The organism is Streptomyces sp. NPDC044984, from assembly GCF_040646935.1.
Lineage (GTDB): Bacteria > Actinomycetota > Actinomycetes > Streptomycetales > Streptomycetaceae > Streptomyces.
This window is the reverse complement of sequence record NZ_JBEZBE010000043.1, coordinates 33189-55838: the sequence shown is the minus strand read 5'-3', so window position 1 is coordinate 55838 and position 22650 is coordinate 33189. Positions and strand designations below refer to the sequence as shown.

Sequence of the window (22650 nt, the reverse complement as noted above, 5' to 3'; positions counted from 1 at the left end):
AACCCGTCCGTACCGAGCACCTTGTCCACGTGCTCCGCCAGCTCCGCCGGCATCCTCCGCGTCCCCCGCTCGATCTCGCTGAGGTGGCTCGGCGGAAACCCCGTGCGGCACGGCGCGTACGCGCGTCAGGCGGCCTCAGGCTCCAGTTCACGGGCGTACGGCGGTTCCGCGCCCGCGCGTGAGCAGGTGATCGCCGCCGCGCGCGCCGCGAAGCCGAGCAGCTCCGCCCAGCCCTCGCCGCCCAGCGCGGCCACCCCCGCTTCACTGAGCGCGTCCCGCACCGCGAGTCCGTGCAGCAGCGCCGCGTTCACCGTGTCACCGGCGCCGATCGTGTCCACCACCTCGACCCGTTCCCCCGGCACGGCGTACTCGCCGCCGTCGCGGGTGAACACGGTCAGTCCGTCACCGCCCCGGGTGACCACGACCGCCGCCGGACCGGCCGCCAGCCACTCCTTCGGGGACCCGCCGAGCCACTCGGCGTCCTCCGCGGACAGCTTCAGCAGTGACACCGACGGCAGCCAGCTCCGGAACCGGGCCCGGTAGGCGTCGGGGTCGGGGATGAGACCCGCCCGGATGTTGGGGTCCAGCGCGGTGAAGACGCCCCGCGCGAAGGCGGCGCGCATCAGCTCCTCGTAGGCGCTCGCGCCCGGCTCCAGCACGAGCGAGCAGGTCCCGAAGGACACCGCGCGGGTACCCGTCGGCAACGCCTCGGGGGCCGTGAACAGCCGGTCCGCGGTCCCCTCCACATAGAAGGAGTACGCCGCGGAGCCGTCCGCGCCGACCGTGGCCACGGCGAGCGTCGTCGGCTCGTCGCCGCGCTGCACCGACGACACGTCCACACCGGTCTCCCGCAGCCGGTCCAGCAGCGCCGCACCGAAGGCGTCACGCGACACCCGGGAGCAGAACGCGGTGGGGGAGCCGAGGCGACCCAGTGCCACCGCCGTGTTGAACGGGCCGCCGCCGAGCGCCGGCGTCAGCGCCGCGAGCGCGCCCGCACCGCGCGGTACCAGGTCGATCAGTGCCTCACCGGCTACGACGATCACGAGGAGTTCCCTTCTTCGAAGGACCGGGCTTCCCGGTCCCCGACTTCGCACAGCTGTGCACCGCGTGCCACTTCTGGGGTGGGGACCGTATCCCATCCGCCGGACGTGCGTAAACGCTTGTGGACGCCTGCTCGGCCACCCCACGACAGCACCCGCCCACAGCCGGAACGGTCACCCCCGGTATCGTCCCCGGTGTCCACCCCGCACCGCCGTCCCACCTGTGGAGCCCGCATGTCCGCCCGCCCCGCCGCGACCCGCCGTACCGTCCTGCGAGGCGCGGCCCTGACCTCCGTGGCCGGACTGGGCCTCACCGCGTGCGGACCCACCGAGAAGGGCGCCGCCCCGCTGACCGGTCCCGTCGAGCTGGGCCCCGAGGACGAGGTCGCCAAGGGCGGCGCGAAGCTGTACCGGGACCACAACGTCGTGGTCAGCCGGAGCGGGGACGGCACCCTCAAGGCGTACAACACCGTCTGCACACATGCGGGATGCCCCATCAACAAGCTCGAGGGCACGAAGCTGATCTGCCCCTGCCACGGCAGCGAGTTCGACGCCACCACCGGCAAGGTACTGCGCGAGCCGGCCGTGGCCCCCCTGAAGACGCTGGCCGTCGGGGTGGAGAACGGCACGCTGGTCGCCAGGCCGCAGGCCTGACCGGGGTCAGTCCCAGTCCCAGGCGATCCCCACGTAACCCGACCGCACGCGCGGTTCCACCAGGTGCACCGAGCGGTGCCGCCCGCTGAGGGCCAGCTCCTGATGGCCGCCGCGCGGTGCCGCCGCCGAGTGCTGGGTGAACCGGTGGCAGCGCACCGGGAGAACCCCGGAGCCGAAGCACACCTGGAGCGCGTACTGGCCGCCGGGGGACTCCGCCCCGCGCACGTACTCGCGCGAGACGCCCGCCGTGCCGTCCTCGACGGCGTAGCGGAAGAGGAAGGTGTCACCGGCCCGCAGCCGGGTGTCGAAGAGCAGCTCGGCGGCGAGCACCCCGGTGTCGTGGTGCCAGCGCACACGCCCGGTACGACAGTTCTCCAGCGCCTGCACGGTCATCCGCTCCGGCGCGGCACCGGGGTCGCCGTGGTGGACGGCCACATAGCGGTCGACGCCGTCCCGGTGGGCGCGCACGATGTGGTGCGACTCGCGCTCCGCCAGTTCGCGGCGCGCCCCGATCCGTATCCGTTCGTGGTGCCCCAGGGTGTGCAGTCCGCCGTCGCGCGGGGCGCCGAACTCCGCCAGCAGTCGTTCCCGTACGCCCGAGGCCTCGACCAGGGAGCGGTAGGACCGCCCCGGGGAGTGCCGGTCCGCCGCGTGCTCGTCCGGCTGGGCGAGCAGCCGGATCAGCGACTCCTCCGGCAACTGCAGGATCTCCTCCAGCGCCCGTACGGCCCGCAGCGACTCCGGGCGCTGCGGGCGGCGGGCGCCCTGTTGCCAGTAACTCAGACTGGTGACGCCGACCTTCACGCCGTGGCGCGACAGATGGTGCTGCACCCGCTGCAACGGCAGCCCCCGCGCGGCGATCGCCGCGCGCAGGGCGACGTGGAAGGGGCCGCCGCGCAGGGCCGAGTCCAGTTCCGCGGTGACGAGGTCCGCGTGCGGTGTGGCGTGCGGCATGCAGGGGCCTTTCTGTGAAGTCCGCGACGGCTGGTCAGACCGTCGCGCGGGCACCCCGGAGCCGCCCCCGCCGGCGCGGCGGAGTCTTCACGTCCGTACGCCGTCGTTCAGGTCCCGGAGTTCCCCCGCATTGAAGCGTGTTGACCAAGCCCCGACAACACCTGACGCCCGACAGCGGCCCGCCCCGGCCCTGCGACGCGCCGCTCCCGCCCCGGCCCTACGACGCGCCGCCCCCGTCCCGGTCCTCCAGCCGCGGCCGCAGGCGCTTCGCGCGCACGATGTCGGGATCGCGCGGGTCGAGGGAGTCGAGGAGGCCGGACGTCTCGTCCGCGTACCGGCGGGTCCGGGCCGGCCGTCGTGTCTTCCCGATCCGCGTCCGTCGCATCCGACCAGCCCTCCGACTCGTGACCGCCCTCGTGACCGTCCGCCGATCACCCGAGGGACGGACCCCCCACCTTCCCGCTTCCCGCACGCCGTAACCCCTCCGGACCCGGCCGGGCCCCCGCGTCCACAGGCCCGCCGCGGTGTCGGTCCCCGCCAGTAGGGTGTGAGACATGGCCGACCCCTCCAGCTACCGCCCCAAACCGGGTGAGATCCCCGACTCGCCGGGGGTCTACCGGTTCCGCGACGAACACCGCCGGGTGATCTACGTCGGAAAGGCGAAGAGCCTGCGCCAGCGCCTGGCGAACTACTTCCAGGACCTGGCCGGGCTGCACCCGCGCACCCGCTCCATGGTCACCACGGCCGCGTCCGTGGAGTGGACGGTGGTGTCCACGGAGGTCGAGGCGCTCCAGCTGGAGTACTCCTGGATCAAGGAGTACGACCCCCGGTTCAACGTCAAGTACCGCGACGACAAGAGCTACCCGTACCTCGCGGTGACGATGAACGAGGAGTTCCCGCGCGTCCAGGTGATGCGCGGTCACAAGAAGAAGGGCGTCCGGTACTTCGGCCCGTACGCGCACGCGTGGGCGATCCGGGACACCGTGGACCTGCTGCTGCGCGTCTTCCCGGTACGCACCTGCTCGGCCGGGGTCTTCAAGAACGCCGCCCGCACCGGCCGCCCCTGTCTGCTCGGCTACATCGACAAGTGCTCGGCGCCGTGCGTGGACCGCATCTCCGCCGAGGACCACCGCGCGCTGGCCGAGGAGTTCTCCGACTTCATGGCCGGCCGCACGGGCACCTACCTCCGCCGTCTGGAGCGGCGGATGACGGAGGCGGCCGAGGAGATGGAGTACGAGCGGGCCGCCCGCCTGCGCGACGACATCGGGGCCCTGAAGAAGGCCATGGAGAAGAGCGCGGTCGTGCTCGCCGACGCGACCGACGCCGACCTGATCGCGGTCGCCGAGGACGAGCTGGAGGCGGCGGTCCAGATCTTCCACGTGCGCGGCGGACGCGTGCGCGGCCAGCGCGGCTGGGTCACCGACAAGGTCGAGGAGATCACCACCGGCGCCCTCGTCGAGCACGCGCTGCAGCAGCTCTACGGCGAGGAGACCGGCGACGCGGTCCCCCGGGAGGTCCTGGTCCCGGCCCTGCCCGATCCGGTGGAGCCGGTCCAGCAGTGGTTGACGGAGCGGCGCGGTTCGGGCGTGTCCCTGCGCATCCCGCAGCGCGGCGACAAGAGGGCCCTGATGGAGACCGTGGAGCGCAACGCCCAGCAGGCGCTCGTGCTGCACAAGACCAAGCGCGCCTCCGACCTGACCACGCGCTCGCGCGCGCTGGAGGAGATCACCGACGCCCTGGAGCTGGACAGCGCCCCGCTCAGGATCGAGTGCTACGACATCTCCCACCTCCAGGGCGACGACGTGGTGGCCTCCATGGTCGTCTTCGAGGACGGACTGGCCCGCAAGAGCGAGTACCGCCGCTTCCAGATCAAGGGCTTCGCCGGGCAGGACGACGTCCGCTCCATGCACGAGGTGATCACCCGCCGCTTCCGGCGCTACCTCGCGGAGAAGGAGCGGACGGGGGAGTGGACCGACGGCGAGGAGCCCGGGGCCGAGGCCCCCTCCGCGGGCCTCGCCGAGCCGCCCGCGAACACCCTCACGGAGGACGACGGCCGCCCCAGGCGTTTCGCCTACCCGCCGCAGCTCGTCGTCGTCGACGGCGGCGCGCCGCAGGTCGCGGCGGCCCGGCGGGCGCTGGACGAGCTGGGCATCGACGACATCGCCGTGTGCGGCCTCGCCAAGCGGCTGGAGGAGGTCTGGCTGCCGGGCGAGACCGACCCGGTGGTGCTGCCGCGCACCAGCGAGGGCCTCTACCTGCTCCAGCGGGTCCGCGACGAGGCCCACCGGTTCGCGATCACCTACCAGCGCACCAAGCGCGCCAAGCGCTTCCGGGCCGGCCCGCTGGACGACGTGCCCGGCCTCGGCGAGACCCGCAAGCAGGCACTGATCAAGCACTTCGGTTCGGTGAAGAGGCTGCGATCGGCGACAATCGACCAGATCTGCGAGGTTCCGGGCATAGGCCGCAAGACGGCTGAGACGATCGTCGCGGCGCTCGCCCGGGCGGTGCCCGCCGCCCCCGCCGTGAACACGGCGACGGGCGAGATCATGGACGACACGGGCGAGATCATGGATGACATGGGAGAACCCGGGCAGGCGACGGATTCTCCCGGGGAGCCCGTGTCCACGGGCGCCCCGGACGAACGACGGGGGCAGGAGCGATGACCGAGCACGAGACGGGGCCCGCGCCGGAGCGGGACCGGACCCAGCAGGAGACGGGCGGGGAAGGCGCCGGCCCGGCCGCCGCCCGCCAGGACGACGGAGCACAGGTGAGTACGGGCAAGGAAAAGGCCGGGGCGCCCGAGGTGGCCATCCCCGAGCTGGTGATCATCTCCGGTATGTCCGGGGCCGGCCGTTCGACGGCCGCGAAGTGTCTGGAGGACCTCGGCTGGTTCGTCGTGGACAACCTGCCGCCCGCGCTGATCCCCACCATGGTGGAGCTCGGCGCGCGCTCCCAGGGCAACGTGGCGCGGATCGCGGTCGTCGTCGACGTCCGCGGCCGGCGCTTCTTCGACAACCTCCGCGAGTCCCTCGCCGACCTCGACGCGCGGGGCGTCACCCGGCGGACCGTCTTCCTGGAGTCCTCCGACGACGCCCTGGTGCGCCGCTTCGAGTCGGTGCGCCGCCCGCACCCCCTCCAGGGCGACGGCCGCATCGTCGACGGCATCGCGGCCGAACGGGAGCTGCTGCGCGAGCTGCGCGGCGACGCCGACCTCGTGATCGACACCTCCAGCCTCAACGTGCACGAGCTGCGCGCCAAGATGGACGCCCAGTTCGCCGGCGAGGAGGAGCCCGAGCTGCGGGCCACCGTCATGTCCTTCGGCTTCAAGTACGGCCTCCCGGTCGACGCCGACTTGGTCGTGGACATGCGGTTCCTGCCCAACCCGCACTGGGTACCCGAGCTGCGCCCGTACACCGGCCTCAACGAGGAGGTGGCGTCGTACGTGTTCAACCAGCCCGGTGCCAAGGAGTTCCTCGACCGGTACGCCGAGCTGCTGCGGCTGGTCGCCGCGGGCTACCGTCGTGAGGGCAAGCGCTATGTGACCATCGCCGTCGGTTGCACCGGCGGCAAGCACCGGTCGGTCGCCATGTCGGAGAAGCTCGCCGCCCGGCTCGCCGCCGAGGGCGTGGAGACGGTGGTGGTCCACCGGGACATGGGACGGGAATGACACGACGTACTCCGCGGCTGAGCCGGCTGCGCAGGGCGGTCCCCGAGGGACGCGCGAGTCGGCCGGCCGAGACCCGTGGCGCGAGACCGCGCCGCCGGGGCGCCCAGCCCAAGGTCGTCGCCCTCGGCGGCGGCATGGGCCTGTCCGCCTCGCTCGCCGCGCTGCGCCGGATCACCGGTGACCTCACCGCCGTCGTCACCGTGGCCGACGACGGCGGCTCCAGCGGGCGCCTGCGCGACGAGCTGGGCGTGCTGCCGCCCGGCGACCTGCGCAAGGCCCTGGCCGCGCTGTGCGGCGACGACGACTGGGGCCAGACCTGGGCCCGCGTCATCCAGCACCGCTTCCAGTCCCAGGGCGATCTGCACGAGCACGCGGTCGGCAATCTGCTGATCGTCGCCCTGTGGGAGCAGCTCGGCGACCACGTCCAGGCGCTGGACCTGGTGGGCCGGCTGCTCGGCGCGCACGGGCGGGTGCTGCCCATGTCCGCCGTGCCGCTGGAGCTCCAGGCCCTGGTCAAGGGCCACGACCCCGACCGGCCCGACGAGGTCGGCACCGTCCGCGGCCAGGCCACCGTCGCCCTCACCCCGGGCGAGGTGCAGTCCGTGCACCTCGTGCCGAACGACCCGCCCGCCGTCCCCGAGGCGGTCGCGGCGGTCCTCGACGCCGACTGGGTGGTGCTCGGCCCCGGTTCCTGGTTCTCCTCGGTCATCCCGCACCTGCTCGTGCCGGAACTGCTGGACGCCCTCATCGAGACCAAGGCGCGCCGGGTACTCTCCCTTAACCTCGCCCCGCAGCCAGGAGAAACCGAGGGCTTCTCCCCGCAGCGTCATTTGGAGGTTTTGGGGCGACACGCCCCTAAACTCGCCCTGGACGTGGTGCTGGCCGACGAGGCCGCCGTGCCCGACCGCGACTCGCTGACCGACGCCGCCCGGCGGTTCGGCGCCGCGGTCGAGCTGGCCCCGGTGGCCAGGCCCGACGGAAGCCCCCGGCACGACCCGGAGCTGTTGGCCGCCGCGTACGACCGTATTTTTCGGATGCATGGAAGGATCGGCCCATGGCGATGACGGCAGCGGTGAAGGACGAGATCTCCCGGCTCCCCGTCACCCGGACCTGCTGCAGGAAGGCGGAGGTCTCCGCCGTTCTGCGGTTCGCCGGCGGCCTCCACCTGGTGAGCGGGCGCATCGTGATCGAGGCGGAGCTGGACACAGCGATGGCGGCCCGCCGCCTCAAGCGGGACATCCTGGAGATCTTCGGCCACAGCTCCGAACTGATCGTGATGGCCCCGGGCGGACTCCGCCGCGGCTCGCGCTACGTCGTCCGGGTGGTCGCGGGCGGCGACCAGCTGGCCCGTCAGACCGGCCTGGTGGACGGCCGCGGCCGCCCGATCCGCGGTCTGCCCCCGCAGGTGGTCTCCGGGGCCACCTGTGACGCCGAGGCGGCCTGGCGCGGTGCCTTCCTGGCCCACGGCTCCCTCACCGAGCCCGGCCGCTCCTCCTCCCTGGAGGTGACCTGCCCCGGTCCCGAGGCCGCGCTCGCCCTGGTCGGCGCCGCCCGCCGGCTGTCGATCGCCGCCAAGGCGCGCGAGGTGCGCGGCGTGGACCGGGTCGTGGTCCGTGACGGCGACGCGATCGGCGCGCTGCTCACCCGGCTCGGCGCGCACGAGTCGGTGCTGGCCTGGGAAGAGCGCCGGATGCGCCGCGAGGTGCGCGCCACGGCGAACCGGCTGGCCAACTTCGACGACGCCAACCTGCGCCGCTCCGCCCGCGCGGCCGTGGCGGCCGGTGCCCGCGTCCAGCGCGCCCTGGAGATCCTCGCCGACGACGTCCCCGAGCACCTCGCCGCGGCCGGCCGGCTGCGCATGGAGCACAAGCAGGCCTCCCTGGAGGAGCTGGGCGCGCTCGCCGACCCGCCGCTCACCAAGGACGCCGTGGCCGGCCGGATCCGCCGGCTGCTGGCGATGGCCGACAAGCGCGCCTCCGACCTCGGCATCCCCGGCACGGAGGCCAACCTCGGCGAGGAGCTGGACGACAAGCTCATGGTCTGACGGCCGATCAGGGGACCGGCGTCGGCGCCCACTCGGGTGGCCGGCGCCGGTTTCCACGTGTCGCGACGGCACCCTTGACTCGATCATGATGTGTCATGAGCCTGGCATCTGTTCGCCGCTGTGGCGGACCACTTCCAGGGGGGCTCATGAGACACAGAGCGAGATCGATCCTCGCTGTCGGCACGCTCCTGATCGGCGGAGCGAGCCTCGCACCTATCGCCCAGGCACAACCCGGAAACCCCGCGGCCTCGGACACCGACGAGGTCAAGGTCTTCCGCGCCGACGTCACCAAGGAGCAGGTGTCCCTGCTCCTCGCGGCGGGGCAGGACGGCCACGAACTCGGTGAGCGGGTGCCCGACAAGGGCACGGCCACCGTGGAGGTCTACCTCACCGAGGGGCAGGCCGAAAAGCTGGAGGAACAGGGCGTCGACCTCACCGAGCACACGCTCTCCGCCCAGGCCGAGACCCGTGTCGAGGACGCCGCCGAGGGCGTGTTCCGCCCGTACAGCGGTGAGGGCGGTCTGCGGGAGGAGATCCTGCGCACCGCGCGGGAGAACCCCGACCTCACCAAGGTCGTCTCCATCGGCAGGACGGTCAAGGGCCAGGACATCCTCGCCCTGAAGCTCACCAAGAAGGCCAAGAAGACGAAGGACGGGTCGAAACCGGCCGTCCTCTACCTGTCCAACCAGCACGCGCGCGAGTGGATCACGCCGGAGATGACCCGGCGGCTGATGCACCACTACCTGGACTCGTACCGGACGGACAAGCGGATCAAGAAGATCGTCGACACCACCGAACTGTGGTTCGTCCTCTCCGCCAACCCCGACGGCTACGACCACACCTTCGCCGACGAGGACAACCGCCTCTGGCGCAAGAACCTGCGGGACGTCAACGGGGACGGCGCCATCGGCACCGGCGACGGCGTCGACCTCAACCGCAACTTCCCCTACAAGTGGGGCTACGACGACGAGGGCTCGTCCCCCAACCCCACCAGCCAGACCTACCGCGGCGCGAGCCCCGGCTCCGAGCCCGAGACCAAGGCCGTCGACGCCTTCCAGAAGCGCATCGGCTTCACCTACGGCATCAACTACCACTCCGCGGCCGAACTCCTCCTCTACGGGGTCGGCTGGCAGGTGGCCACGCCGACCCCCGACGACGTCCTCTACGAGGCCCTGGCCGGCACGCCCGGCAACTCCGCGATCCCCGGCTACCACCCGCAGCTCTCCTCCGAGCTGTACACCACCAACGGCGAGGCCGACGGCCACGCGGCCAACGTCAACGGCATGGCGATGTTCACCCCCGAGATGTCGACCTGCCAGACCGTCTCCGAGTCCGACCCCGACGACGAGTGGAACGCCGGCGACTGCCAGTCGGGCTTCAACTTCCCCGACGACGAGAAGCTGATCCAGCAGGAGTTCGCGAAGAACATCCCGTTCGCGCTCTCCGTCGCCGAGTCCGCCTCCCACCCCGACCGGCCGTCCTCCGCGGTCGGCCTGGAGGCCGCGGACTTCACCCCGGCGTCCTTCGGCACGTCGTACGCGCGCGGCGCCGGCCAGGAGGTCTCCGTCGTCGTCCGCAAGGCCGTGCGCGACAAGGAGCTGAAGTACCGCGTCAACGGCGGCCGTACGCACGACGTGGACCTCAGGCCCTGGAAGGGCGGGGAGCGGTACGGCGGTGAGGACAACCTCTACTTCGACGAGTACCGGGCGAAGGTGAGGCACGGCGGGCCCGGCGACAAGGTCGAGGTGTGGTTCACCGGGGAGAGCCGCGGGGGCAGGGACGTCTCCAGTGAGCACTTCACCTACACCGTCGCCGAGCGGCCCCGCGCGGACGTCCTCGTCGTCGCCGAGGAGGGCGCGAAGAGCACGCAGGCCCAGAAGTACGTCGACGCGCTGAAGGCCAACGGCCGCCGCGCGGCGGTCTGGGACGTCGCCGAGCGGGGAGCCCCGGACGCGCTCGGCGTGCTGGGCCACTTCGACACGGTCGTCCACCACACCGGCGCCGCCACCCCGGGCATCGCCACCCAGCTCCAGCTGCGGGCCTTCCTCAACGAGGGCGGCCGGCTGATCGAGGCGGGCGAGCAGGCCGGCGGCAGCGTCGACCTCGGCGGCGGCACCCTGTCCGACGACTTCAGCCAGTACTACCTGGGCGCCTACTCCCGCACCTCCACCCCCGGGGCCACGGCGTTCACCGGCTCCGGCGGCCTGGACGGCTTCACCGGCCCGCTCGGCGACACGCCCGGCAACCCGCTGGACGAGGCCGGCACCTACGGGGTCACCTCCGACGAGCTGCCCGCCGAGCGGTACCCGCAGTTCGCGAGCGCCGGTGCCGGGCGGTTCCCCGGCACGGTCAACCCGTACGGGCCCTACGCCGGCTCGTACATGGCGGCCGCCGTGCACACCGACGACGGCTACAAGCGCCTCACCCGCACCATCGACCTCACCGGCACCGCCGCGGCCGACGCGCCCGCCCTGCGCACCCAGCTGCTGTGGGACACCGAACCGGGCTACGACCACGTCGTCGTCGAGGCGCGCACCACCGGCGCCGACGACTGGACGACCCTGCCCGAGGCGGGCGGCGCGACCCGCACCACCGTGCCGAGCGAGTGCGCGGCCGGGTTCTACATGGGCGAGCACCCCTGGCTGGAGCACTACCTGACCCTGGGCGACGACGGCTGCGCCGCGACCGGCACCACCGGTTCCTGGAACAGCCTCACCGGCTCCTCCAGCGGCTGGCAGCAGGTGGAGTTCGACCTGAGCGCCTACGCAGGCAAGATGGTCGAGGTCTCCCTCGCCTACGTTACCGACCCGGGCAGCGGCGGCCACGGCGTCCTCGCCGACGAGGCCTCGCTCGTGACCGGCGGCACCGCGGCCGGCACCGAGGGCTTCGAGAGCTCGCTCGGCGCCTGGACGGTGTCCGGACCGCCCGCGGGCAGCCCGGCCGTCCTGAAGGACTGGACGCGCACCGGAGCGCTGTTCCAGACCTACGGAGCGGTCACCACCGGCGACACCGTGCTGCTGGGCTTCGGCCTGGAGCACCTCACCTCCGCGGCCGACCGGACCGCACTGCTGAGGAAGGCGCTGGCCGCCCTGGACGGGTGACACCTCGCGTCGACGCACGCTGACGATCCGTAGCGAGATCGAGTGACGACGGAGCGTCGGACGGGGCGGTCCGCACCCTACTGACGGGTACGGGCCGCCCTGCCGGGTATGGGGCAACTCGATGTCACGGCCGGGGCCCCGGAGAGGTAGGGTCGGCAGTGGTCGGGGACATCCCAAATACAGCTCGCCGGCGACGAGAGCCGGCGTACCAACGAGGAGATCGGTTCGTGACGATCCGCGTAGGCATCAACGGGTTTGGCCGCATCGGTCGCAACTACTTCCGCGCATTGCTGGAGCAGGGCGCCGACATCGAGATCGTGGCCGTCAACGACCTGGGTGACACGGCGACCACTGCGCACCTGCTGAAGTACGACACCATCCTGGGCCGCCTCAAGCAGGAGGTCTCGCACACCGCCGACACGATCACCGTCGCCGGCAAGACGATCAAGGTGCTCTCCGAGCGCAACCCCGCCGACATCCCGTGGGGCGAGCTGGGCGTCGACATCGTCATCGAGTCGACCGGCATCTTCACCAAGAAGGAAGACGCCGAGAAGCACATCGCCGGCGGCGCCAAGAAGGTCATCATCTCCGCCCCGGCGAAGAACGAGGACATCACCCTCGTCATGGGCGTCAACCACGAGCAGTACGACGCGGCCAACCACCACGTCATCTCCAACGCCTCCTGCACCACCAACTGCGTGGCGCCGATGGCGAAGGTGCTCGACGAGAACTTCGGCATCGTCAAGGGTCTGATGACCACGGTGCACGCGTACACGAACGACCAGCGCATCCTGGACTTCCCGCACAAGGACCTGCGCCGCGCCCGTGCCGCCGCCGAGAACATCATCCCGACCACCACCGGTGCCGCCAAGGCCACCGCCCTGGTGCTCCCGCAGCTCAAGGGCAAGCTGGACGGCATGGCCATGCGCGTCCCGGTCCCGACCGGCTCGGTCACCGACCTGGTCGTCGAGCTCTCCCGCGAGGTCACCAAGGAAGAGGTCAACGCCGCCTTCCAGAAGGCCGCCGAGGGCGAGCTCAAGGGCTACCTCGAGTACACCGAGGACGAGATCGTCTCCTCCGACATCGTCAACGCCCCGGCGTCCTGCACCTTCGACTCCTCCCTGACCATGGTCCAGGAGGGCAAGAGCGTGAAGGTCATCGGCTGGTACGACAACGAGTGGGGCTACAGCAACCGCCTCGTCGACCTGACGGTCTTCGTGGGCAACCAGCTCTGATCGCGGAGCGGGCAGCCTGATATGAGTGCAGGGCTCGGCCGGTGCGGCAACGCGCTGTCCGAGCCCTGACGCACGTATCGGAACGGTCGCCCGCTTTCGATCACGAGCGAACACGAGCGAACACGAGCTCTAGCCAGGGAGCCCCCATGAAGACGATCGACGAACTCCTCTCCGAAGGCGTCGCGGGCAAGCGGGTCTTCGTCCGCGCCGACCTCAACGTGCCGCTGGACGGCACCACCATCACCGACGACGGCCGCATCCGCGCCGTGCTGCCCACCGTCAAGGCCCTCGCCGAGGCGGGCGCCCGCGTGGTCGTCGCCTCCCACCTGGGCCGCCCCAAGGGCGCCCCGGACCCCGCCTTCTCGCTCGCCCCGGCCGCCGCGCGCCTCGGGGAACTCCTCGGCGCCGACGTCGCGTTCGCGACCGACACCGTCGGCGAGTCCGCGACCGCCACCGTCGCGGGACTGGCCGACGGACGGGTCGCGGTCATCGAGAACCTGCGCTTCAACGCCGGTGAGACGGCCAAGGACGACGCCGAGCGCGGCGCCTTCGCCGACCGGCTCGCCGCCCTCGCCGACGTGTACGTGGGCGACGGCTTCGGCGCGGTGCACCGCAAGCACGCCTCGGTCTTCGACCTCCCGGCGCGGCTGCCGCACTACGCCGGCCACCTCATCGCCACCGAGGTCGGCGTCCTGAAGAAGCTCACCGACGACGTCCAGCGGCCCTACGTCGTCGCCCTCGGCGGCGCCAAGGTCTCCGACAAGCTCGCCGTCATCGACGAGCTGCTCGGCAAGGCCGACCGCATCCTCATCGGCGGCGGCATGGCGTACACCTTCCTCAAGGCCCAGGGCCACGAGATCGGCACGTCCCTGCTGCAGGAGGACCAGATCCCGGCCGTCCTGGAGTACCTGGAGCGCGCCGAGAAGAACGGCGTCGAGCTGGTGCTGCCCGTCGACACGCTGGTCGCCGCGGAGTTCCCCGACATGAGGACCAAGGCGCCGTCCCACCCCGCCAACGTGGCCGCGGACGCCGTCCCGGCCGGCCACATGGGCCTGGACATCGGTCCCGAGACCCGCAAGCTGTACGCCTCGAAGCTCGCCGACGCCGCCACCGTCTTCTGGAACGGCCCCATGGGCGTCTTCGAGCACCCCGATTACGCCGAGGGCACCAAGGCGGTCGCCCAGGCCCTCATCGACTCCCCGGCCTTCACCGTGGTCGGCGGCGGCGACTCCGCCGCGGCCGTCCGCATCCTGGGCTTCGACGAGCAGGCATTCGGCCACATCTCGACCGGCGGCGGCGCCTCCCTCGAATACCTCGAGGGCAAGACGCTCCCCGGCCTCGCCGCACTGGAGGACTGACCCCGATGACCACCCGCACGCCGCTGATGGCGGGCAACTGGAAGATGAACCTCAACCACCTCGAGGCCATCGCCCACGTCCAGAAGCTCGCCTTCGCCCTCGCCGACAAGGACTACGAGGCCGTCGACGTCGCCGTCCTGCCGCCCTTCACCGACCTGCGCTCCGTGCAGACCCTGGTCGACGGCGACAAGCTGAAGATCACGTACGGCGCCCAGGACATCTCGGCGCACGACGGCGGCGCCTACACCGGCGAGATCTCCGGCCCGATGCTGGCCAAGCTGAAGTGCACCTACGTCGCCGTCGGGCACTCGGAGCGGCGCCAGTACCACGCCGAGACCGACGAGATCGTGAACGCCAAGGTGAAGGCCGCCTACAAGCACGGCATCACCCCCATCCTCTGCGTCGGCGAGGAGCTGGAGGTCCGCGAGGCGGGCAACCACGTCGCCCACACCCTCGCCCAGGTCGAGGGCGGTCTGAAGGACCTCCCGGCCGAGCAGGCCGAGACGGTCGTGATCGCCTACGAGCCGGTGTGGGCCATCGGCACCGGCAAGGTCTGCGGCGCCGAGGACGCGCAGGAGGTCTGCGCCGCCATCCGCGGCAAGCTCGCCGAGCTGTACGGCCAGGAGCTGGCCGACAAGGTCCGCATCCAGTACGGCGGCTCGGTCAAGGCCGGCAACGTCGCCGAGATCATGGCGCAGGCCGACATCGACGGCGCCCTGGTCGGCGGCGCCTCGCTGGACGCCGACGAGTTCGTCAAGATCGTTCGTTTCCGCGACCAGTGAGTATGCGGTAACCACGTTTCGTCGTACCCTTGCGGGGTCCAGCACTGTGCTGGGCCCCGCGTCGTCCATCCGAATCCGAGGAAGTTGGTCCAGCCGTGGTTATGGGGTTCTCCATCGCCCTGATCGTCTTCAGCCTGCTGCTGATGCTGCTGGTGCTGATGCACAAGGGGAAGGGCGGCGGCCTCTCCGACATGTTCGGTGGTGGCATGCAGTCCTCCGTCGGCGGCTCCTCGGTCGCCGAGCGCAACCTCGACCGGATCACCCTCGTGGTCGGTCTGCTCTGGTTCGCGTGCATCGTCGTGCTCGGCATCACCATGAAGATGAACAACTGATCCGAGGGCGCGTCGCGCACCCATTTCCCAAGCATTCCGCACGTAAGGCCCCATGTTCGGTACGCGCAGCTGAGCGCGGCCTATCATGGGGCCTACGTCTGGATACGGGGTCGGTAACTCCCCACACTGGACGTGCGTTGGGCCTTACGTAGACTGAGGCGCTCGCAGCGAAGCGGAACGCCGACTCGCTTCGCGGCACCATCACGCAGGGAGTTACGACCGTGGCAAGTGGCAACGCGATCCGGGGAAGCCGGGTCGGGGCGGGCCCGATGGGCGAGGCCGAGCGCGGCGAGTCCGCGCCCCGGCTGCGCATCTCCTTCTGGTGCTCCAACGGGCACGAGACACAGCCGAGCTTCGCGAGCGACGCGCAGGTGCCCGATACCTGGGACTGCCCCCGCTGTGGGTTCCCGGCCGGGCAGGACCGCGACAACCCGCCGGACCCGCCGCGCACCGAGCCCTACAAGACGCACCTCGCCTACGTGCGGGAGCGGCGCAGCGACGCGGACGGCGAGGCGATCCTCGCCGAGGCGCTCGCCAAACTGCGGGGCGAGATCTAGCAACCGCGGGGCGAGACCGGGAAACCGCGGGGCGAGATCTGGACCGGTCCGCTTCGGTTTCCTTCCGTCTTCTTCTTCCGTCCTGTTCACCACTGATCAATTAGGTTGGACACAGCGGGGACACCCAAGGAAGAAGGCTGAAGTCCGAGATGAACGCAGACGGTCGTACCAGGCTCAACCAGACGCCCGAGTGGACCGCACTGGCCAAGCACCGTGAGGAGCTCGGCGAGGTGCGGCTGCGCGAGCTGTTCGCCGCCGACCCCGGCCGCGGCACCGGGTACGCCCTCCGGGTCGGTGACCTGTACGTCGACTACTCCAAGCACCTGGTCACCGACGACACCCTGCGGCTGCTGAGGGAACTGGCCGTCGCCACCGACGTGTTCGGGCTGCGCGACGCCATGTTCCGCGGCGAGAGGATCAACACCACCGAGGACCGGGCCGTCCTGCACACCGCGCTCCGGGCCGCCCCGGACGCGGTGACCGAGGTCGACGGGGAGAACGTCGTCCCGGCCGTGCACGCCGTCCTCGACAAGATGGCCGGCTTCGCGGACCGCGTCCGCTCCGGCGAGTGGACCGGTCACACCGGCAAGCGCATCCGCACCGTCGTCAACGTCGGCATCGGCGGCTCCGACCTGGGCCCCGCCATGGCGTACGAGGTGCTGCGCGCCTTCACCGACCGCGACCTCACCGTCCGCTTCGTGTCCAACGTGGACGGCGCCGACCTGCACGAGGCGACACGGGACCTGGACCCGGCGGAGACGCTGTTCGTCATCGCGTCCAAGACCTTCACCACCATCGAGACGGTCACCAACGCCACCTCCGCGCGCAGTTGGCTGCTCGACGCACTGGGTGACGAGGAGGCGGTCGCCCGGCACTTCGTCGCCCTGTCGACCAACGCCCAGAAGGTCGCCGAGTTCGGCATCGACACGGCCAACATGTTCGAGTTCTGGGACTGGGTCGGCGGCCGCTACTCGTTCGACTCGGCGATCGGCCTGTCGCTGATGATCGCCATCGGCCCGGACCGCTTCCGGGAGATGCTCGACGGCTTCCGCCTCGTCGACGAGCACTTCCGCACCGCCCCCGCCGAGTCCAACGTCCCGCTGCTGCTGGGCCTGCTGGGCGTCTGGTACGGCAACTTCCACGACGCGCAGTCGCACGCGGTCCTGCCGTACTCGCACTACCTGTCGAAGTTCACCGCCTACCTCCAGCAGCTCGACATGGAGTCCAACGGCAAGTACGTCGGCCGGGACGGGCGCGAGGTCGACTGGCAGACGGGACCGGTGGTGTGGGGCACGCCGGGGACCAACGGACAGCACGCCTACTACCAGTTGATCCACCAGGGCACGAAGCTGATCCCGGCGGACTTCATCGGCTTCGCCGAGCCCGTCGCCGAGCTGAGCGACGAACTCAAGGCCCAGCACGACCTGTTGATGGCCAACTTCTTCGCCCAGACCCAGGCCCTGGCCTTCGGCAAGACCCCGGACGAGGTGCGCGCCGAAGGGGTGCCGGAGGAACTGGTCCCGCACAAGACGTTCAAGGGCGACCACCCCACGACCACGATCCTCGCGCGGGAGCTCACACCGTCCGTGCTCGGCCAGCTCGTCGCGCTCTACGAGCACAAGGTGTTCGTGCAGGGCGCGATCTGGAACATCGACTCCTTCGACCAGTGGGGCGTCGAACTCGGCAAGGTCCTCGCCAAGCGCGTCGAGCCCGCCCTCACCGAGGGCGCCGACGTGCCGGGCCTGGACGCCTCCACCAAGGCCCTGGTCGCCACCTACCGGGAGCTGCGCGGCCGGCAGTGAGCACGGTGCGGGAAGCGGGCGGCGGGATGCCGCCCGCTTCCCGCGGGATCCCCGGAGACCACCACGGCGGCCGACCGGCCCGGACCCGGGCCTCAGGCCACCGCGCCCAGGGTGTCCGCGAGACGGCGGCGGGCCGCTCGCGCGGCCGGCAGGGCGGCGAGAGCGGCGGCCCCCAGCACCGCCGCCGCGCCGAGCGGCACGAGCAGCGCGGGGGAGGGCAGCTGGGCGATCCCGGCGCCGATGCCGCTCGACCTCCCCTGGGCGTCGATCAGCCAGCGGGCCAGCGGCAGCCCCAGGGCCGTGGCGAGGAGCACGGCCGCCAGGGCCGTACCGGCCGTGGCGGTGACCGTGACGGCGGTGATCTGCCGGGGGGTCAGGCCGATGGCCTTGAGCGCCAGCAGATCGCGTTCGCCCTCGCGGACCGTGCCGCCGATCGCCGTCAGCAGCTCGATCAGCCCGATCAGCGCGAGGACCACGACCAGCCCGAGGACGACCGCGCGCAGCGGGGACAGCTCGTCGGCGGGGTTGGCCACGGTGTGCACGTCCAGGTGGCCGCGGCCCGCCGCGGTCAGCCGCTCGGCGACCGCGGCCGGGTCCGCGCCGGAGTCCAGCCGGAGCTGGTAGAGGGCAGGACGCAGGTCCGGGTCGCCTGCGCGGAGGGTGTCCAGCGAGGTGGAGATGGTCCGGCCGGCGTTCTCCGGTTCGATGCTGCGGCCGACGATGTGCAGGATCTGCGGCCGGTCGCCGACGGTCATCCGCACCCAGTCGCCGACCCGTACGTGCAGCAGGTCGAGCAGCCCCTGCCCGGCCACCGCCTCGTCCGGCCCGCGCGCGGCGCGCCCCTCGGCCAGCGTGAACGGGTACGGCTCCTCGCGCGTGCCGAGACCGCGCAGGGCGATGGTGGCGGTCTGGCCGGGGACCAGCGCGGCCACCTCCACGCCCGGGTAGGCGGCGGCGACCTGAGGGTCGCGCTCCAGCAGCGCGCGGATCTCCCGGTCGCCCAGCGAGGCGTCCGCGCGGACACCGAGCGCCGTGGGCAGACCCATCCGCTCCGGACTGCTGTGGAAACGGTCGATGGTGGTCCAGGCGCTCAGCGCCACCACGATCAGCAGCAGCGGCAGCGCCAGTCTGCCCACCGCGCCCAGCGAACGCGGCCGGCGGGCGAACGCCTTGTGCCAGCCCAGGACCAGCGCCGGCGGCACCCGCGCCCCCAGCGCCCGCCGCGCCACACCGGTCAGCCGCCCGGCCGGGGGCGCCGCCGGGCGCGGCACCGGCACCGGCGGCACCCGTCCCGCCCGCCAGGCGGCCAGCCCGGTGGTCGCGCCGATGAACAGCACCGCCCCGACCGGTACGGCGAACAGCGCCGCGGTGTGTCCGGGCAGCCCCTGCCACACGTCGACCGCGTCCCCGAGCCGCCCCGGCACCGCGCCGCCCAGCGCCTCGGTGAGCACGGCGGCGGCCACGGCACCGAGCAGGGCGTAGAGCAGGTGCTGGAGCAGGAAGACGCGGACGACCTGACCGGGCGTGAAACCGATCGCCTTGAGGATCGAGATGTCCCGCAGATGCCCCCGGATGCGGGTGGTGATCGCCCCGTGCACGGCGAACCCGGCGGCGGCCAGCGCGCCCAGACCGAACAGGCCGATCACCTGCCCGAGCAGCCGGTTGTCGCCCTGCGCCTCGGCGCGCGCCTGCTGCCAGGTGGCCACCTCGCCGATCGCCCCGGCGCCCAGTTCGGTCACCGCCCGCTGCACGGCGTACCCGGTGTCGCCCGGGTCGCTCAGCCGCAGCCCGACCACCCGGCCGCCCGGGTCCGGCACCGCCGACGGCAGGGCCCACACCAGGCCCGCCCGCTCACCCGGCCGGTAGCGCGGCTCGGCGCTGTCGGCGACGCCCACCACGGTCAGCCGCCGCGCGGTACCGGGCACGGTGAGCGTGTCACCGGGGGCGGTCAGCAGCGCACGCGCGAGCCGGCTCTCCAGGACCACGCCGTCGGGGGTCGCCGGGTCCAGCCAGTGCCCCGAGGTGATCAGCGGGCGGCCCACCTCGGGCGTCCCGGAGGTGCCGCGCAGTTCCACGGAGGCCCGGCCGCCCACCGAGGCGAGGGTGAGCGCGGCCGTCGGGTAGGGGCCGGCGACGGACTCCACGCCGTCCAGGCCGGCCAGCCTCCCCGCGTCGGCGGAGGCGGTGGTGTGCAGCGTGACGTGCGCGCCGCGCGCCTGGGCGAAGACGCGCTGCCAGGGGTTGGTGGCGTACCCGAACAGGGCCGTGGCCAGCAGCAGGGACGCGACGATGCCCGCGGTGGCGAGCACCAGGAACAGCGCCTCGCCGCGGTGCGTGCGCAGATCGGAGTGCGCCCAGCGCAGGGTGGCTCGCACGGGCCTCAGCCCCTCGGCGCGGGTCGGTCGTGGACGTGCATGTCAGTCCTTGAGCTCCAGCACACCGGACGCCCCGGTCCGGCGCGGCGGTGTGCCGCCGTCGAGCGCGGCGTCGTCGGCGATCCGGCCGTCGAAGAAGCTGATCACCCGGTCCGCCGCGCTCGCCAGCCGCGCGTCGTGCGTGACCAGCAGGATCGTCTGCCCGCGCGCGTGGAAGCGGGAGAGCAGCCGCATCACCTCGCGGGTGCCCTTGCTGTCCAGGCTGCCCGCGGGCTCGTCGGCCAGCAGCAGCGGCGGATGGTTGACCAGCGCGCGGGCCAGCGCGACCCGCTGCTGCTCACCGCCGGACAGCTCGCCCGGCATGCTGCGCTCCTTGCCCTCGAGCCCCAGCTCGGCCAGGAGTTCCTCCCGCCCGGCGCGCGCCTTCCTCGGCGGTACCCCGGCGAGCAGGGCGGGCAGTTCCACGTTGTCGGCGACCGACAGGTCGGACACCAGGTTGAAGAACTGGAAGACGATCCCGATCCGCTTGCGGCGCTCCACCGCCCAGCGGGCCTCCCCGTAGCCGTCCGTGCACGCGCCGTCCAGCCAGATGCTGCCCGCGTCGGGCCGCTGGAGCCCGCCGAGCAGGTGCAGCAGCGTCGACTTGCCCGCGCCGGACGGGCCGGTGATCGCCACGAACTCGCCGCGCGCCACCCGCAGGTCGACGCCGCGCACGGCGTGCGCCGGGGCGCCCTCGCCGTGGTGCGTCTTGACCAGGCCCTCGGCGCGCAGCACGGGAGCGTCGCTCTCGCTCACGGAAGCTCCTCCAGCTCCTCCTGGCACCGCTCCAGCCAGTCGAGGTCGGCCTGCAGGTGCAGCATCGCGCCCTCGATCAGCAGGTGGGAGATGCGGTTGTCCCGGTCCTCGGCGGCGGCCAGCCTCGACAACTGCCGCATGGTGTTCAGGTACTGGCGCCGCTGCCGGTTGATCAGCGCGATCCGGTCGGCGAGACCGGTCTGCGGGGCCAGGGCCAGCTTCATGAAGAACTCGTCCCGCACCCGCGGCTCGTCCGCCGTCTCCTCGTACCAGGCGCGCAGCGCCTCCCGCCCGGCGTCGGTGAGGTGGTAGACCTTCTTGTTGGGCCGGCTCGACTGCTCGACGTCCTCGCCCTCGATCAGCCCCGACTTCTCGAGGCGGCCGAGGGTGACGTAGATCTGGCCGACGTTCGGCTGAGGGTACGCGGAGCCCAGCAGGTGCTCAAGGTCCTGCTTGAGCTCGTAGCCGTGGGCCGGGCCACGGGCGAGCAGCGCCAGGAGGGGCAGCCGCACTCGCGCTCTCCTCCTCGCGTCCTGTGGGCAATGTGCCGCAGGCCCTAGTATCGCGCATACCTAACGGGTATACATGGCCTCTGACCCCCGGACGATGATGCCCGGGTGCCGGTGTACAGGGAGGAACCTATGCGGTGGATCCATGCCGCGGGTAGGGGCCTCCTCGTCCTGATCGTCGTCCTGACCGGTCACGTCGCCTCCGGGGCGCGGGCCGGGGAGGCCGGCGGGGACGGGCGGGGACCGCTCACCCTGGCCACCGCCGGTGACCTCACCGGCTACCTCGGCTCCGTGCTGGAGGGCTGGAACCGCACCCACCCCGGCGAGGAGGTCACCCTCGTCGAGCTGCCCGACTCCGCCGACGAGACCCGCGCGCAGATGATCACCGACCTGCGCGGCGGCGAGCGCGGCCGGTTCGACGTGCTCAACATCGACGTCAGCTGGACCTCGGAGTTCGCCGCCGCCGGCTGGATCCGTCCGCTGCCCCGCGACCGCTTCCCGCTCGGCACCTTCCTGCCCCGGGTCGTGGACACGGCGACGTACGACGGACGCCTGTACGCCGTCCCGTACGTCACCAACGCCGGGCTGCTCCTGTACCGCGAGGACGTCCTCGCCGAGGCGGGCGTCCCGCCGCCGCGCACCTGGGCCGAGCTGGAGCGGGCGGCGAAGACCCTCGCCCCGGAGCACGGACTCGACGGCTACGCCGGCCAGTTCCTGCCCTACGAGGGCCTGACCGTCAACGCGGCCGAGGCCGTCTACTCGGCGGGCGGCACCGTCCTCGGCGACGAGGGCGAACGCGTCACCGTGAACTCGCGGGCGGCCCGGGACGGCATCGGCTTCCTCGCCCGCGGAGTCCGCGAGGGCTGGATCCCCCGGGAGGCGCTGGCGTACAAGGAGGAGGAGTCCAAGCAGGCCTTCCAGGACGGCCGGCTGCTCTTCCTGCGCAACTGGCCCTATGCCTACGTCGCCGCCTCCGCCCCGGGCTCGAAGGTGGCCGGCAGGGTCGGTGCCGTACCGCTGCCGGGGCCGGACGGTCCGGGCACCAGCGTCCTCGGCGGCTCCAACCTGGCCGTCGCCGGCCACGCCCGGCACCCCGACTCCGCCGCGCGCCTGATCGCGTACCTCACCGGCGAGCGCGTCCAGCGCCAGGTCCTCACCCGCGGCGCGCTGCCGCCCGTACGGGCCGACCTGTACGACGATCCGGAACTGGTCCGGCGGTTCCCGTACCTGCCGACCCTGCGCGAGAGCGTGCTCGCCGCCGCTCCGCGCCCCAAGAGCCCGCACTACGACCAGGTGAGCCTGGTGGTGCAGGCGGTGGTGCACGACGCGATGACCGGGCGGCAGACGCCCGGGGCCGCGGTGCGCCGGCTGGCGGCCGAGCTCGCCGCCGTCTCCTCGCGATAACGCTCCCCCTAGTTACATGTTAGGTAACGCGGACATCTCAA

19 protein-coding genes and 1 pseudogene are annotated in these 22650 nt (G+C 72.3%); 13 read left to right on the top strand and 7 right to left on the bottom strand.

Annotated elements, in window-relative coordinates; all coding sequences use genetic code 11:
* Nucleotides 1-92: pseudogene (locus AB0A94_RS33515) on the bottom strand (XRE family transcriptional regulator); the annotation flags it as partial.
* 33 nt (nt 93-125) lie between these two features.
* Nucleotides 126-1043 (bottom strand): carbohydrate kinase, encoded by a 918-nt coding sequence (locus AB0A94_RS33510; RefSeq protein ID WP_361750042.1) that lies wholly within the window; start codon nt 1041-1043, stop codon nt 126-128.
* A 231-nt stretch (nt 1044-1274) separates the two neighbouring features.
* On the opposite strand from AB0A94_RS33510, the gene AB0A94_RS33505 reads away from it, so the two are divergent.
* Nucleotides 1275-1694, top strand: a complete 420-nt coding sequence (locus tag AB0A94_RS33505) for a Rieske (2Fe-2S) protein (protein ID WP_361750040.1) — start codon at nt 1275-1277, stop codon at nt 1692-1694.
* 6 nt (nt 1695-1700) lie between these two features.
* Here AB0A94_RS33505 and AB0A94_RS33500 read toward each other — a convergent pair whose 3' ends face one another.
* Together AB0A94_RS33500 and AB0A94_RS33495 are read right to left on the bottom strand one after the other, a co-directional pair.
* Nucleotides 1701-2648 (bottom strand): hypothetical protein, encoded by a 948-nt coding sequence (locus AB0A94_RS33500; protein ID WP_361750038.1) that lies wholly within the window; start codon nt 2646-2648, stop codon nt 1701-1703.
* 217 nt (nt 2649-2865) lie between these two features.
* Entirely contained in the window at nt 2866-3033 is a 168-nt protein-coding gene (locus AB0A94_RS33495; RefSeq protein ID WP_361750036.1) for a hypothetical protein, read from the bottom strand.
* A gap of 169 nt (nt 3034-3202) precedes the next feature.
* On the opposite strand from AB0A94_RS33495, the gene uvrC reads away from it, so the two are divergent.
* The 11 genes from uvrC (at nt 3203) to pgi (ending at nt 17526) form a co-directional block, all read left to right on the top strand.
* Complete coding sequence (gene uvrC / locus AB0A94_RS33490) at nt 3203-5311, top strand: excinuclease ABC subunit UvrC (protein WP_361750034.1); 2109 nt, start codon at nt 3203-3205, stop codon at nt 5309-5311.
* Nucleotides 5308-6315: an RNase adapter RapZ gene (rapZ, locus tag AB0A94_RS33485; RefSeq protein WP_361750032.1), complete on the top strand. Its 1008-nt coding sequence runs from the start codon at nt 5308-5310 to the stop codon at nt 6313-6315. The genes uvrC and rapZ overlap by 4 nt, the downstream gene beginning before the upstream one ends.
* Nucleotides 6312-7379 carry a uridine diphosphate-N-acetylglucosamine-binding protein YvcK gene (yvcK, locus tag AB0A94_RS33480; protein ID WP_361750030.1) on the top strand — a complete coding sequence of 356 codons (1068 nt, stop codon included), beginning with the start codon at nt 6312-6314 and terminating at the stop codon, nt 7377-7379. The genes rapZ and yvcK overlap by 4 nt, the downstream gene beginning before the upstream one ends.
* Complete coding sequence (gene whiA / locus AB0A94_RS33475; protein ID WP_217136308.1) at nt 7370-8359, top strand: DNA-binding protein WhiA; 990 nt, start codon at nt 7370-7372, stop codon at nt 8357-8359. Before yvcK ends, whiA begins: the two co-directional genes overlap by 10 nt.
* Nucleotides 8360-8505: 146 nt before the next feature.
* The gene (locus tag AB0A94_RS33470; RefSeq protein WP_361750028.1) at nt 8506-11460 is read left to right on the top strand and encodes a M14 family zinc carboxypeptidase; all 2955 of its coding nucleotides are present in this window, start codon (nt 8506-8508) and stop codon (nt 11458-11460) included.
* 227 nt (nt 11461-11687) lie between these two features.
* Nucleotides 11688-12695, top strand: coding sequence for a type I glyceraldehyde-3-phosphate dehydrogenase (gene gap / locus AB0A94_RS33465; RefSeq protein ID WP_361750026.1), 1008 nt, complete (start codon nt 11688-11690; stop codon nt 12693-12695).
* 146 nt (nt 12696-12841) lie between these two features.
* Nucleotides 12842-14053, top strand: a complete 1212-nt coding sequence (locus AB0A94_RS33460; protein ID WP_361750024.1) for a phosphoglycerate kinase — start codon at nt 12842-12844, stop codon at nt 14051-14053.
* Nucleotides 14054-14058: 5 nt separating this feature from the next.
* Entirely contained in the window at nt 14059-14835 is a 777-nt protein-coding gene (gene tpiA, locus AB0A94_RS33455) for a triose-phosphate isomerase (protein WP_361750022.1), read from the top strand.
* A 101-nt stretch (nt 14836-14936) separates the two neighbouring features.
* A complete protein-coding gene (gene secG, locus AB0A94_RS33450) occupies nt 14937-15167 on the top strand; it encodes a preprotein translocase subunit SecG (RefSeq protein WP_030224637.1) in 231 nt (76 codons plus the stop codon).
* A gap of 221 nt (nt 15168-15388) precedes the next feature.
* Nucleotides 15389-15724: an RNA polymerase-binding protein RbpA gene (locus AB0A94_RS33445; protein WP_003957010.1), complete on the top strand. Its 336-nt coding sequence runs from the start codon at nt 15389-15391 to the stop codon at nt 15722-15724.
* A gap of 149 nt (nt 15725-15873) precedes the next feature.
* Nucleotides 15874-17526, top strand: a complete 1653-nt coding sequence (pgi, locus tag AB0A94_RS33440) for a glucose-6-phosphate isomerase (protein ID WP_361750020.1) — start codon at nt 15874-15876, stop codon at nt 17524-17526.
* Nucleotides 17527-17618: 92 nt separating this feature from the next.
* Here the strand turns inward: pgi and AB0A94_RS33435 are convergent, their stop codons facing one another.
* From AB0A94_RS33435 to AB0A94_RS33425, 3 genes are read right to left on the bottom strand one after another with little or no spacing between them, the layout of a single operon-like run.
* Entirely contained in the window at nt 17619-19901 is a 2283-nt protein-coding gene (locus AB0A94_RS33435) for an ABC transporter permease (RefSeq protein ID WP_361750018.1), read from the bottom strand.
* 42 nt (nt 19902-19943) lie between these two features.
* Entirely contained in the window at nt 19944-20696 is a 753-nt protein-coding gene (locus tag AB0A94_RS33430; protein WP_361750016.1) for an ABC transporter ATP-binding protein, read from the bottom strand.
* Complete coding sequence (locus tag AB0A94_RS33425; RefSeq protein WP_361750014.1) at nt 20693-21208, bottom strand: PadR family transcriptional regulator; 516 nt, start codon at nt 21206-21208, stop codon at nt 20693-20695. The genes AB0A94_RS33430 and AB0A94_RS33425 overlap by 4 nt, the downstream gene beginning before the upstream one ends.
* A gap of 129 nt (nt 21209-21337) precedes the next feature.
* Between AB0A94_RS33425 and AB0A94_RS33420 the strand changes: the two genes are divergently transcribed.
* Nucleotides 21338-22609: an ABC transporter substrate-binding protein gene (locus AB0A94_RS33420; protein WP_361750012.1), complete on the top strand. Its 1272-nt coding sequence runs from the start codon at nt 21338-21340 to the stop codon at nt 22607-22609.
* Nucleotides 22610-22650: the final 41 nt, after the last annotated feature.